This window comes from Streptomyces glaucosporus (assembly GCF_039533345.1).
In the GTDB taxonomy this organism is placed as follows: Bacteria; Actinomycetota; Actinomycetes; order Streptomycetales; family Streptomycetaceae; genus Streptomyces; species Streptomyces glaucosporus.
The window spans coordinates 102,351-115,450 of record NZ_BAAATJ010000001.1 but is presented as its reverse complement, the minus strand read 5'-3'; the positions used below and the strand labels follow the sequence as shown (position 1 = coordinate 115,450).

9 protein-coding genes are annotated in these 13,100 nt (G+C 73.8%); 6 read left to right on the top strand and 3 right to left on the bottom strand.

The window, feature by feature from the left end; genetic code table 11:
- Positions 1 to 61: 61 nt before the first annotated feature.
- The 4 genes from ABD358_RS00470 to ABD358_RS00455 all read left to right on the top strand — a co-directional run bounded on the left by ABD358_RS00470 (position 62) and on the right by ABD358_RS00455 (position 5,237).
- The gene (locus tag ABD358_RS00470) at positions 62 to 2,500 is read left to right on the top strand and encodes a sodium-translocating pyrophosphatase (RefSeq protein ID WP_344628750.1); all 2,439 of its coding nucleotides are present in this window, start codon (positions 62 to 64) and stop codon (positions 2,498 to 2,500) included.
- 200 nt (positions 2,501 to 2,700) lie between these two features.
- Positions 2,701 to 3,291: a small secreted protein gene (locus ABD358_RS00465; protein ID WP_344628749.1), complete on the top strand. Its 591-nt coding sequence runs from the start codon at positions 2,701 to 2,703 to the stop codon at positions 3,289 to 3,291.
- A 60-nt stretch (positions 3,292 to 3,351) separates the two neighbouring features.
- Positions 3,352 to 4,926: a DUF7059 domain-containing protein gene (locus ABD358_RS00460; protein ID WP_344628748.1), complete on the top strand. Its 1,575-nt coding sequence runs from the start codon at positions 3,352 to 3,354 to the stop codon at positions 4,924 to 4,926.
- A 113-nt stretch (positions 4,927 to 5,039) separates the two neighbouring features.
- Positions 5,040 to 5,237 (top strand): hypothetical protein, encoded by a 198-nt coding sequence (locus tag ABD358_RS00455; RefSeq protein ID WP_344628747.1) that lies wholly within the window; start codon positions 5,040 to 5,042, stop codon positions 5,235 to 5,237.
- A 146-nt stretch (positions 5,238 to 5,383) separates the two neighbouring features.
- On the opposite strand, the gene ABD358_RS00450 is transcribed toward ABD358_RS00455, so the two are convergent.
- From ABD358_RS00450 to ABD358_RS00440, 3 genes are all read right to left on the bottom strand, one after another.
- On the bottom strand, positions 5,384 to 5,629 hold the full coding sequence (locus ABD358_RS00450; RefSeq protein ID WP_344628746.1) for a TM2 domain-containing protein: 246 nt from the start codon (positions 5,627 to 5,629) through the stop codon (positions 5,384 to 5,386).
- A 186-nt stretch (positions 5,630 to 5,815) separates the two neighbouring features.
- Complete coding sequence (locus tag ABD358_RS00445; RefSeq protein ID WP_344629038.1) at positions 5,816 to 6,220, bottom strand: DUF2752 domain-containing protein; 405 nt, start codon at positions 6,218 to 6,220, stop codon at positions 5,816 to 5,818.
- A 14-nt stretch (positions 6,221 to 6,234) separates the two neighbouring features.
- Positions 6,235 to 6,645 carry a TM2 domain-containing protein gene (locus ABD358_RS00440; RefSeq protein WP_344628745.1) on the bottom strand — a complete coding sequence of 137 codons (411 nt, stop codon included), beginning with the start codon at positions 6,643 to 6,645 and terminating at the stop codon, positions 6,235 to 6,237.
- Between the two features lie 251 nt (positions 6,646 to 6,896).
- On the opposite strand from ABD358_RS00440, the gene topA reads away from it, so the two are divergent.
- Both topA and tmk read left to right on the top strand, forming a co-directional pair.
- The gene (topA, locus tag ABD358_RS00435; RefSeq protein ID WP_344628744.1) at positions 6,897 to 9,725 is read left to right on the top strand and encodes a type I DNA topoisomerase; all 2,829 of its coding nucleotides are present in this window, start codon (positions 6,897 to 6,899) and stop codon (positions 9,723 to 9,725) included.
- Positions 9,726 to 9,841: 116 nt separating this feature from the next.
- On the top strand, positions 9,842 to 13,006 hold the full coding sequence (tmk, locus tag ABD358_RS00430; RefSeq protein WP_344628743.1) for a dTMP kinase: 3,165 nt from the start codon (positions 9,842 to 9,844) through the stop codon (positions 13,004 to 13,006).
- Positions 13,007 to 13,100: the final 94 nt, after the last annotated feature.

Genomic DNA, 13,100 nt, shown 5'->3' with positions numbered 1-13,100 from the left:
GCCCGCCACAGGACGCCCGAGCGTGCTCGCGCGTCCGTGTGCCAGACGTCGAGGAGGACGAATGGCGCGGCAACACACCCCCTCACAGAGTCGGCTGCACCTGGCCGAAGCCGTGCTCACCAGCGGCAACCGGGGTCTTGTCCTGGTCATCGCACTCGTCGCCGTGGCGGCCCTGGTCGTCGCCGTGGTGCTGGTGCGCCAGGTGCTCGCGGCCGGCGAGGGCACCGACGGCATGAAGAGGATCGCCGCCGCCGTCCAGGAGGGCGCCAACGCCTACCTCGCGCGGCAGTTGCGCACCCTCGGCGTGTTCGCAGCCGTGGTCTTCTTCCTGCTGATGCTGCTCCCGGCGGACGGTACGGGCGAGCGGGTCGGCCGCTCGGTGTTCTTCCTGGTCGGCGCCGGGTTCTCCGCGGCGACCGGCTACATCGGCATGTGGCTCGCGGTGCGCAGCAACGTACGGGTCGCCGCCGCCGCGCGGGAGGCGACTCCGGCCGAGGGCGAGCCCGGGAAGGACCTGACCGAGGTGTCCCACCGGGCGATGAAGCTCGCCTTCCGCACGGGCGGGGTCGTCGGCATGTTCACCGTCGGCCTCGGTCTGCTGGGCGCCGCCGTCGTGGTGCTCGTCTACGCGGCCGACGCCCCGAAGGTGCTGGAGGGCTTCGGCCTGGGCGCCGCCCTGATCGCGATGTTCATGCGGGTCGGCGGCGGCATCTTCACCAAGGCCGCCGACGTGGGAGCCGATCTCGTCGGCAAGGTGGAGAAGGGCATCCCCGAGGACGATCCGCGCAACGCCGCCACCATCGCGGACAACGTGGGCGACAACGTGGGCGACTGCGCGGGCATGGCCGCCGACCTCTTCGAGTCCTACGCCGTCACCCTGGTGGCCGCTCTCATCCTGGGCACGGCCGCCTTCGGCGATCTGGGACTGGTCTTCCCCCTGCTCGTTCCGGCGATCGGTGTCGTCACCGCCATGATCGGCGTCCTCGCGGTCGCGCCGCGCCGCGCCGACCGCAGCGGCATGAGCGCCATCAACCGAGGCTTCTTCGTCTCCGCGGTGATCTCGCTGGTCCTCGTGGCGGTCGCCGCGTTCGTCTGCCTGCCGTCGAGCTACGGCGAGCTCGGCGGGGTCACCGATCCCGGCATCGCCGGCCACGACGGCGATCCGCGGGTCCTGGCGCTGGTCGCGGTCGCCATCGGCATCGTCCTGGCGGCGCTGATCCAGCAGCTCACCGGCTACTTCACCGAGACCGGCCGCAGGCCCGTCCGCGACATCGGCAGGACGTCGCTGACCGGTCCCGCCACCGTGATCCTCTCCGGCGTCTCCGTCGGTCTGGAGTCCGCGGTCTACACGACCCTCCTGATCGGTCTCGGCGTCTACGGCGCCTTCCTGCTGGGCGGCGCCTCCGTCGTGCTGGCGCTGTTCGCCGTCGCCCTGGCGGGCACCGGTCTGCTCACCACCGTCGGCGTGATCGTCGCCATGGACACCTTCGGCCCGGTGTCCGACAACGCCCAGGGCATCGCCGAGATGTCCGGCGACGTCGAGGGTGCGGGCGCCCAGGTGCTCACCGACCTCGACGCCGTGGGCAACACCACCAAGGCCATCACCAAGGGCATCGCCATCGCCACCGCGGTGCTGGCCGCCTCCGCCCTCTTCGGCTCCTACCGCGACGCGATCGCCAACGCCGTGGAGGAGGTGAACGCCAGGGCGGGGGAGCCGACCCTGAGCCTGGACATCTCCCAGCCGAACAACCTGGTCGGCCTCATGCTGGGCGCCTCCGTGGTGTTCCTCTTCTCCGGGCTGGCGATCAACGCGGTCTCCCGGTCGGCGGGCTCGGTCGTCTTCGAGGTGCGGCGCCAGTTCCGCGAGCGGCCCGGGATCATGGACCGCACCGAGAAACCCGAGTACGGCCGGGTCGTGGACATCTGCACCAAGGACGCGCTGCGCGAGCTGGCCACCCCCGGTCTGCTGGCCGTGATGGCGCCCATCGCCGTCGGTTTCGCCCTCGGCGTGGGCGCGCTCGGCTCCTTCCTCGCCGGTGCCATCGGGGTGGGCACGCTGATGGCGGTCTTCCTCGCCAACTCCGGAGGGGCCTGGGACAACGCCAAGAAGCTCGTCGAGGACGGCCGGCACGGCGGGAAGGGCAGCGAGGCCCATGCCGCCACCGTCATCGGCGACACGGTCGGCGACCCGTTCAAGGACACCGCAGGCCCCGCGATCAACCCGCTGCTGAAGGTGATGAACCTGGTGGCGCTGCTGATCGCCCCCGCCGTGGTGCAGCTCGGCCACGGGGACGACGCCGGTGTCGGGACGCGGATCCTGATCGCGGCCGTCGCCCTGGCCGTCGTCGTCGGCGCGGTCTACGCCTCCAAGCGGCGCGGCATCGCGGTCGGCGACGGGAGCGGCGGGAGCGGGGAGGACGACGGGAGGGCCGGCCGGGCCTCCGGCACGCAGGGAGGGGAGTCGGGCTCGGAGCCGGGAACTCCGGTGACGGCCCCGTAGGACGCGCGGCAGGGCGCTCGGGGGCACGGTCGTCCCCGGCCGCGCGGACCGGACGAGGCCGGGGAGCCATGTGAGATGCGCCGGGAACATGAGGTCCCATAACCGTACAGAACCGTGCGAAAGGTGTGGCGTGCGCACCGGCCGCCGGGCCGTCTGCGTGTATGTTCCGGCCCGGACAGCCACGAAGGGACCGATCCGGAGTGAACAAGAAGCTTGCGACCATCCTGGCCGGCGGTGCGGTGCTCGTCCTCGCGCTCGGCGGGTGCGACGACGGGGACGAGGGCGAGGACAAGGCCGCGCGGTGGGCCAAGACGTACTGCGGTGCGCTGCGCACCCAGAACGCGACCATCGACGACGCCAACGAGGCCCTGGCCCGGATCTCCGAGGGCGACAAGAGCCCGGAGGAGATAAAGAAGACCGACGTGAAGGCCTTCCGGGACCTCTCCGCCGCGTTCGACAACCTGTCCCGCGCCCTGAAGAAGGCGGGCGTCCCGCCGGTCGAGAACGGCGCCCGGCTCCGGAAGAACGCCACCGGGGCGCTCGACAGGCTGTCCGCCTCGTACGCCGGGCTGCAGCAGCAGGCCGAGAAGCTGAACACCGGGGACCAGGCGGAGTTCGCCGACGGCCTCCAGGACATCACCGACGACATGAAGGAGGTGCCCGGCCAGTTCGAGGCCGTGGAGAAGGCGCTGGGCGACCTCCGGCAGGGCGAGCTCCAGGCGGCCATGGCCGGGGAGCCGGGGTGCCGGAAGGTGGGCTCGTCGCCGTCCGCGTCCGCCTCGGCGGCGTGACGGACGGGCGTCCGGTACGCCGGGTGCCCTCCCCGGGACGGTCCACGTGACAATGGGGAGGTGAGTACGGACCGCCTCCCCGCCCCCGGCCCCGCCCTTCCCCGACTGCGCGACGCGTTCCTCGCCGCCGGCTTCACCCCCGACGGACTGCTGGACCTGCTCGGCGCCACCGCCTACGCCGCCCTGGCCCGCAGCGAGACCGTGCCCGCGCTGCGCGCCACGCGCGGCGGCGGGCCGCTGGAGACGCTGGTGCGGCTGTTCCTGCTCCAGCGCCCGGTGCCGTACGACGCCGCCCGCGCCGCGCTTCCGGTCGACGACGCGCTCGCCGACGGCTGGCTGAGCCGCGGCGGGGACGGCGGGGGAGCGGACGGTGTGCGGGCGACGGTGGACGTACGGCCCTACGGCGGCCCCGAGGGGCAGAACTGGTGGATCGTCTCCGACCTGGGCTGCGCGGTCGGCGGCGCCGGCGGCATCCGCACCGCCAAGGACACGGGCACGGCCGCGGCGCCGGGGGCGGACGACCGCTCGCGGCTCGTCCTCGGGGTCGGCGGCGCCTCGACGACCCTGGCGGGCATCACGGTGCGGACCCCCGTCGCCCGGGCCCTGGACCTCGGCTGCGGCTCGGGCATCCAGGCGCTGCACGCGGCCCGGCACGCCGGGCACGTCACCGCCACCGACCTCAACCCCCGCGCCCTGCGCTTCACCCGCCTCACCCTGGCCCTCTCCGGGGCGCCCGAGGCCGACCTGCGCGAGGGGTCCCTGTTCGAGCCGGTCGAGGGCGAGGCCCCCTACGACCTGATCGTCTCCAACCCGCCCTTCGTCATCTCCCCCCGCGCCGCCGACGGGACCCGCCTCACCTACCGGGACGGCGGCATGGGCGGCGACGACCTGTGCCGCACCCTCGTCGAGAGGGCCGCGGACCACCTCGCCGACGGCGGCCACTGCCAGCTCCTGGCCAACTGGCAGCACGTCGGCGGCCAGGACTGGCGCGAGCGGCTGGCGTCCTGGGTGCCGCGCGGCTGCGACGCCTGGATCGTGCAGCGCGAGGTCCAGGACGTCGCCCAGTACGCCGAGCTGTGGCTGCGCGACGGCGGCGACCACCTGGGCGACCCGGCGGTGTACGCGGCGAAGTACGACGCCTGGCTGGACGAGTTCGAGGCCCGCGGGACCACGGCCGTCGGCTTCGGCTGGATCACCCTGCGCAAGTCGGGCGCCGAGCGGCCGTCGATCACCGTCGAGGAGTGGCCGCACCCGGTCGAGCAGCCGCTCGGCGAGGAGGTGCGGGCCCACTTCGAGCGCCGGGACCTGCTGCGCGCCATGGACGACGCGGATCTGCTCGCCACCCGTTTCCGCCTCGCCGACGAGGTGGTGCAGGAGCAGATCGGCAGGCCCGGGGCCGACGACCCGGAGTACGTGGTGCTGCGCCAGAACCGCGGGATGCGCCGGGCGACGAGGGTGGACACGGTCGGCGCGGGCTTCGCGGGCGTGTGCGACGGCACGCTCCCGGCGGGCCGCATCGTCGACGCCATCGCCCAGCTCCTCGGCGAGGACCCCGCCGGGCTGCGCGACCGCACCCCCGAGTCGATCCGGCTGCTGGTCGAGCAGGGCTTCCTGCTGCCCCTGCGGGACGGGTGACGGACGGCGCGGAACGTGCGGACGGGCGGGGCGCGGAGTTCATCCGCCGGCCGGCCGACGGCGTTCACCCGGCGTTCTCCGGCAGGTTCCCCGCGGGTGTCACCGTGCTCCGCATGGAGAGTGGACCCGCTGTCTTCGCCGGGGCGGCCTTCACGCTGTTCGGTGTCGGACTCCTGCTGTGGACCTCGCTGCGCGTACGGCTGCGCGAGCCCGTGGCGGAGGGGGCGAGCCCGGCCGTGGCAGCCGTGCTGACCTCGCTGTTCGGGGTGGTCTTCCTGGCCTTCGGCCTCTGGGCGTTCACACGTCCCTGATCCGCTCCGGCCGGTGTGCCGTTGCCCGGCCCGGCGAACGCGGAGGCCCGGCGAACGCGGAGGCCCGGCGAACGCGGACGGCCCGGCGAACGCGGACGGCCCGCGCCCCCGATGACACGGGGAACGCGGGCCGCCGGCCGTGGGCGTCAGCCGCGCAGGACGCGGCCCTGCTTGTCGGTGCGGGTGCTGCTGGTGAGGAAGAGGATGCCGTCGATCAGCGCCCAGAAGCCCAGACCGCCGCAGGTCAGGAGCTGGGCTATCGCCATACCGGTGTGGCCGGTGTAGAAGCGTCCGATGCCCAGGGTACCCAGGAAGATCTGCAGCAGACCCGCGGCGATCTTGGACTTGTCGGAGTACGGCTGCCCGTTGGGCGCGGTGCCGGTGAACGCCATGGGTGGCTCCTTCGTGCTTCGTCGGTTACGGCCGCGGCTTCCCGGCATGCGTCCGTGACGCCGCGGCGACTTCCCTGACAATCGGGAGCACCCGGGGGTTGTGGCCTTCCCGGCTCTGTGATCGAACGGTTATGCGATGCGGTCGGTGGGGTGCGCGGAGGACGGGAGCGGGAACGGGGAAAGGAATCAGCCGATCACGTTCCGCAGGACCGCCCACCCCACGGCCAGTCCCAGCACCACCGCCGTGCCCGCCTTCCCCGGCGACGGCCGGTAGCGGCGTCCCCGCAGCCCTTCCACGAGCCACCGCCCGCCGAGGTACAGGGCCGCCGGGACGCCCAGCGTCAGCATCAGGGCGTTGTCGTGGAAGGCGGCGGCGACGTCCCCGTGCATCAGGTCGTACGCCATGCGCGTGCCGCCGCACGCCGGGCACAGCAGCCCGGTCACCAGGTTGAACGGGCAGCGCGGCAGGAGCTGCCCGGGCTCGTGGGGGTTGGTGCCCCACAGGTAGACGGCCGCGGCGAGCCCGGCCGCGAGCGCCGTCAGCGGGGGCGCGGCCGGGTGGGAGCGCAGCGCGCGGAGCCGGGCGGGCATCTCGGCCACCGAGGTCAGCTCCGCAGTACGCGGCCCTGCGCGTCCGTGGCGCCGTCCTGGGTGAAGAGGATGATCGCGTCGATCAGCGCCCAGATGCCGCAGCCGCCGCAGGTGAAGAGCTGGCCGAGGGCCAGGCCGGTGTGACCGGTGTAGAAGCGCCCGATGCCGAAGCTCCCCAGGAAGAGGGAGAGCAGGCCCGCGGTGGTCTTGGACTTGTCGGAGTAGGGGCGGCCGTAGGGGTCGTACCCGTACGGGGCGTTCGGGTCCCCGGTGTAGACGCCCGGGGCGACGGGCGGCGGCACCTGCTGCGGGTACCCGTACGCGGGCTGACCGGGCTGACCGGGCTGGCCGGACGGCTGGGCGTAGGGATTGTGCTGCGGCTGCTGCGGCTGGCCGTACGGATTCTGCTGGTACGGATCGGACATCAGGACTCCCCCGGGTGTGCATGGCCGGAACGGACGGATCGCCCACATCTTGCCAGTCGCCACCGGGCGGCAGGAATGGTGGTTGTCGGGTTACCGTTCGAGTGGCGTTGTGGACTTTTCCCGTTTGACACGGGGGCGGGAGGTACCGTCACACTCCGCAGCGGGAGCCGAACAGAGCACCATCCGACCGCACAGCCGACCACGGACCGGAACCAGGAAGCCACGGAACCGGAGAGAAGAGCGAGAAGAAGTTGTCCCCGACCAGCAAGACCACACACGGCGGGCGCCGACTCGTGATCGTCGAGTCGCCGGCCAAGGCCAAGACGATCAAGGGCTACCTCGGTCCTGGCTACGTGGTCGAGGCCAGTGTCGGGCACATCCGCGACCTGCCGAACGGGGCCGCCGAGGTCCCGGCCAAGTACAAGGGCGAGCCGTGGGCCCGGCTCGGCGTCAACGTCGACCACGATTTCGAGCCGCTGTACGTCGTCAACAGCGACAAGAAGGACCAGGTGAAGAAGCTCAAGCAGCTTCTGGCGGAGTCCGACGAGCTCTACCTGGCCACCGACGAGGACCGCGAGGGCGAGGCCATCGCCTGGCACCTCCAGGAGGTGCTCAAACCCAAGGTCCCGGTCCGCCGGATGGTCTTCAACGAGATCACCAAGGACGCCATCCGCGCGGCCGTCTCCAACACCCGCGAGCTGAACCAGCGGCTGGTCGACGCCCAGGAGACCCGTCGCATCCTCGACCGGCTCTACGGCTACGAGGTCTCGCCGGTGCTGTGGAAGAAGGTCATGCCCAGGCTCTCGGCGGGCCGCGTGCAGTCCGTCGCCACCCGGCTGGTCGTCGAGCGCGAGCGCGAGCGCATCGCGTTCCGGACCGCCGAGTACTGGGACCTGACCGGCACGTTCTCCACCGGCCGCGGGACCGCCGGCGCCGATCCGTCCTCCTTCGCCGCCCGGCTGACCGCGGTGGACGGCCGCCGTGTCGCGCAGGGCCGCGACTTCGGCCCGGACGGGCGGCTCAAGGACGGCGGCAGGGGGCAGACGCTCCACCTGGACGAGGCCGCGGCCCGCGCGCTGGCCGCCGCGCTGGAGGGCGCCGACTTCGCCGTCCGCTCGGTGGAGTCCAAGCCCTACCGTCGGTCGCCCTACGCGCCCTTCCGTACGACCACCCTCCAGCAGGAGGCGAGCCGCAAGCTCGGCTTCAGCGCGAAGGTGACCATGCAGGTGGCGCAGAAGCTGTACGAGAACGGCTTCATCACCTACATGCGCACCGACTCCACCACCCTCTCCGACACGGCGGTCGCCGCCGCCCGGGCCCAGGTCGCCCAGCTCTACGGCGCCGACTACCTGCCCGACCGCCCCCGCGTCTACGCGAGCAAGGTCAAGAACGCGCAGGAGGCGCACGAGGCGATCCGCCCCTCCGGCGACCGCTTCCGCACCCCCGCGGAGACGGGGCTGACCGGCGACCAGTTCAAGCTGTACGAACTGATCTGGAAGCGGACGGTGGCCTCCCAGATGAAGGACGCCACCGGCAAGTCCGTCACCGTGAAGGTCGGGGGCCGCGGCGCGGACGGCCGGGACGCGGAGTTCAGCGCCTCCGGCAAGATCATCGACTTCCACGGTTTCCTCAAGGCGTACGTCGAGTCCGTCGACGACCCCGGCGCCGACCTCGACGACCGCGAGCGCAGGCTGCCGCAGGTCGCCGAGGGCGACCCGCTGTCCGCCACCGAGATCTCGGTGGACGGCCACGCCACCAAGCCCCCGGCCCGCTACACCGAGGCCACCCTGGTCAAGGAGCTGGAGGAGCGCGAGATCGGGCGCCCCTCGACGTACGCGTCGATCATCAGCACCATCCTCGACCGCGGCTACGTCTTCAAGAAGGGCACGGCGCTCGTCCCGTCCTTCCTCTCCTTCGCCGTCGTCGGCCTGCTGGAGAAGCACTTCGGCCGCCTGGTCGACTACGACTTCACCGCGAAGATGGAGGACGACCTCGACCGCATCGCCGCCGGCGAGGCCGAGGCCGTGCCGTGGCTGCGCCGCTTCTACTTCGGCACCGACGACCCGCGCTCCGGCGACGCCGCCGCGGCCGGGAACGGCGACGGCGACCACCTCGGCGGCCTGAAGGACCTGGTCTCCGACCTCGGCGCGATCGACGCCCGCGGCGTCTCCTCCTTCCCCGTCGGGGACGGCATCGTGCTGCGCGTCGGCCGCTACGGGCCCTACGTGGAGGAGGTCGGCTCCGACGGCGAGCCCGGCCGCCGCGCCGACGTGCCCGGCGACCTGCCGCCGGACGAGCTGACGGTGGAGTACGCCAAGGAGCTGCTGGCCAAGCCCAGCGGCGAGGTCGAGCTGGGCGCCGACCCGGAGACGGGCCGCACCATCGTCGCCAAGGCGGGCCGCTACGGGCCCTATGTCACCGAGGTGCTGCCCGAGGGGACGCCGAAGACGGGGAAGAACGCGGTCAAGCCGCGCACGGCCTCCCTGTTCAAGTCGATGTCCCTGGAGACCGTCACCCTCGACGAGGCCCTGAAGCTGCTCTCCCTGCCGCGCGTGGTCGGCGCCGACCCGCAGACCGGTGAGGAGATCACCGCGCAGAACGGCCGCTACGGCCCCTATCTGAAGAAGGGCGCCGACTCGCGGTCGCTGCAGAGCGAGGACCAGATCTTCACGATCACCCTCGACGAGGCGCTGGCCGTCTACGCGCAGCCCAAGCAGCGCGGCCGGGCCGCGGCCAAGCCGCCGCTGAAGGAACTGGGCACCGACCCCGTCAGCGGACGCCCGGTGGTGGTGAAGGACGGACGCTTCGGCCCGTACGTCACCGACGGGGAGACCAACGCGACGCTGCGCCGCGACGACGACGTGGAGACGATCACGCCGGAGCGCGGGTACGAGCTGCTCGCGGAGAAGCGCGCCAAGGGCCCGGCGAAGAAGACCGCGAAGAAGGCGGCGGCCAAGAAGACGGCGGCGAAGAAGACCGCCGCGAAGGCCACCGCCAAGACCGCGGCCAAGAAGACCGCCGCAAAGACAGCCGCGAAGAAGACCGCGGCGAAGACCACCGCCAGGAAGACCGCGGAGTGAGCCGCGGAGAACGCACCGTGAGGAAGTGAACACGGCGGACCGCTCCGCGCGGCGACATCGCTCGCCTGTTCGGAGCGGTCCGCCGTTCCCGTGGTCCTGCCCGCTAGGCTGGCGGAATGACGCGTGCAGAGCAGCCACCGGTCGTGACCCCCACCTCCGACGCCCTGGCCGCGGACTCCCGCGAGCGCGCCGTACGGGCCCTGCTGAGGCATGCCCCCCTGCGGAGGCTGTGGGGCGCACAGCTCACCGCCGGCGTCGGTGACGCCCTCGCCCTGCTCGTCCTGGTCCTCCTGGTGCTCCAGACGGCCGTCGTCGTGCCCGCCACCGGAGGCGACCCCGTCCTCGGCGGCGGCTACCGCGGCGTGGCCCTCGCCGTGGCCGCCGTCCTCGGCGTCCGGCTGCTGGCCACCCTCCTGTTCGGCGCCGTCCTGCTGGGTCCGCTGTCCTCCCTCACCGCCGATTCCTCCGGCGCGCTCGACCGCCGCTGGACCATGATCGGAACGGACGGGGTCCGGCTGGCGCTGATGGCCGTCGCGCCGCTGTGGATCGACTGGACCCCGGACAAGGCGTTCGCGTTCCTGCTGGTCACCGTCTTCCTCGTCGGCGTCGCCGAACGCTTCCGGGCCGTGGCCAAGGACAGCGCCGCACCCACCCTCCTCCCCGCCCCGCCGCCCGAGGGCGCCGCCGTGCGCCCCCTGCCGGACCACCACGACGCGCTGCGCCGCCTGTGGCTGCGGACGGGCTTCGCCGCCGTCCCGCTGGCCGCCGCGGCGCTGGTCGCGGTCACCCTGGTGAGCAACCTGCTGGGCACGGGCGTCGAGTGGTTCACCACCCACCAGGCGGCCCTGGCGTCGTACGCGTCCGCGGGACTGTTCGCCGCGTCGGCCTGCCTGCTGTACTTCATGCGTCTACCCGGCGGCGACACCCCGCGCCCCCGCTCCCCGCTGGAGGGGCTGCGCCGGCCACGCACCGGCGCCTCCCCGGCGGAGACGGGTGACAAGGGCGCCCGCAAGGCGGTGGACAAGGGGCGCACCGGGGCCGTCCCGCTGCTCGTCCTCACCTGCGCCTGCGTCGCCGCCGCCGTCGCCGCGGCCGTGGCGCTGGCCGTGCTGCACGCCGCCGACCTCGGCGGCGGGCCGGTCCTGTTCGGCCTGTTCGTCCTCGCGCTCACCGGCGGCACCGCCGCCGGCGTCCGCCGGGCGCCGCGCATACTGCCCGCCTTCTCCCGGCGCCGCATGCTCGCCCTGGCCACGGCGCTGACCGGCCTGGCGCTGCTCGCGGCCGGGCTGACCCCCGACACCACGACCGTCCTGCTGCTGTTCCTCCTCACGGGCCTGGCCGCGGGGGCCGCCGCGAACACCGGGCACACCCTGCTGGACGAGGAGACCGAGGAGGCCCGCCGCGCCCGGATGACCGACCACCTGCATGCGGTCGTCCGGGTCGGCATCGCGCTCGCCGCCGTCGTCGCGCCCGTGCTGGCGGCCCTCATCGGCCCGCACCGCGTCGTCAGCGGCGACTTCGTCTTCGCCCACGGCGGCGCGGCCTTCACCCTGATGCTCGTGGGCGCGCTGCTGCTGCCGGTGGCGGCCCTGGTCCTGGTCCGTCTCGACGACCGGCAGGGCGTGCCGCTCCGGCGCGACCTGCGCGAGGCGCTGGGCGGCGGTTCCGAGCCACGTCCCGCCCCGGCGCCGAACGGTTTCTTCATCGCCCTGGAGGGCGGCGACGGCGCGGGCAAGTCCACGCAGGTGGAGGCGCTGGCGGAGTGGATCCGCGCCAAGGGCCACGAGGTCGTGGTCACCCGCGAGCCGGGCGCCACCCCCATCGGCAAGCGGCTGCGCTCGATCCTGCTCGACGTCTCCTCGGCCGGGCTGTCGCACCGCGCCGAGGCCCTGCTCTACGCGGCCGACCGCGCCGAGCACGTCGAGTCGGTGGTGCGGCCCGCCCTGGAACGCGGCGCGGTCGTCATCTCCGACCGCTACATCGACTCCTCCGTCGCCTACCAGGGCGCCGGACGCGACCTGTCGCCGACGGAGGTCGCCCGCATCTCCCGCTGGGCCACCGAGGGGCTCGTCCCGCACCTGACCGTGCTGCTGGACATCTCGCCCGAGACCGCCCGCGAGCGGTTCACCGAGGCGCCCGACCGGCTGGAGTCGGAGTCCGCCGAGTTCCACCGGCGGGTCCGCGCGGGCTTCCTCGCCCTGGCCGCCTCCGACCCCACCCGCTACCTGGTGGTGGACGCCGGCCTGGAGCCCGAGGCGATCACCACGGTCGTGCGCCACCGGCTCGACCAGATGCTGCCGCTGTCCGAGGCCGAGATCGCCGCCCGCGAGGAGGCCCGCCGCCGCGCCGAGGAGGAGGCCCGCCGCCGCGCGGAGGAGGAGGCCGCGCGCAAGGCCGAGGAGGAGCGCCTGGAGCGCGAGCGCCAGGAGCAGCTGGCCCGGCTCCGCGCCGAGGAGGAGGAGCGCCGCCGGCGCGAGGAGGAAGAGGCCCGCCGCCGCGAGGAGCTGCGCCAGGCCGAGGAGGCCCGCCGCCGCGCCGAGGAGGCGCGCAGGATGGCGGAGGAGGAGCGCGCCCGCCGTGAGGCCGAGGAACGGGCCCGCCGTGAGGAGGAGGAGCGCCGGCGCCGCCTCGCCGAGGAGGAGGCCCGGCTGCGGGCCGAGGCCGAGGAACGCCGCCTGGAGAAGCAGCGCAGGGCCGAGGAGGCGCTGCTCCGGGCCGAGCAGGCCCGCAGGGTGGCCGAGGAGGAGCAGCAGCAGCGCAGGCTCTCGCTCCGCAAGGACGAGCACCCCGGCGACCAGGCGGGCGGCCGGCCCGACCCGCGCTACTCCCTCCGCAAGGACGAGCACCCGGGCGACGAGGAGGAGACCGCCGTCCTGCCGCAGGTCTCGCCGGACGCGGAGGACACGGTCGTCCTCCCGCACCCCCAGCCGCCCGTCCCGCCGTCCGACCCGGACGCCGAGGAGACGGCCGTCCTGCCGCAGGCCCGGCCCGCGGCGCCCGGCGGCCCCGTCCGGGACGACGATCCGGCGAACCGGATGCCGTGGCTGTACCGCCCGGAGGAGCCCGGCGCCGGCGCGGACGTGCCGGGCGACGAGGAGAAGACGCGCGAGCTGCCGCAGGTCGACGAGCGGGGCCGTCCCCGGCGCCGCCCCGAGTGGGCGGAGGAGACGCCGATGGACGACCTGCCCACCCTCGCCGACGAGCTGCTCGGCCCCCGCGCCGAGTGGGCGGGGGACGAGACCGGGGACGAGGACGAGGACCGGCGCGGGCACCGGGGCTGACCCCGGACGGGCGCCCCGGAACCCGCCTCGGCCGGAGGCTGTCGGTGGCGTGCGGAACAATGAACGGCACCGGCACGACGCGGAGGGAAGGGCG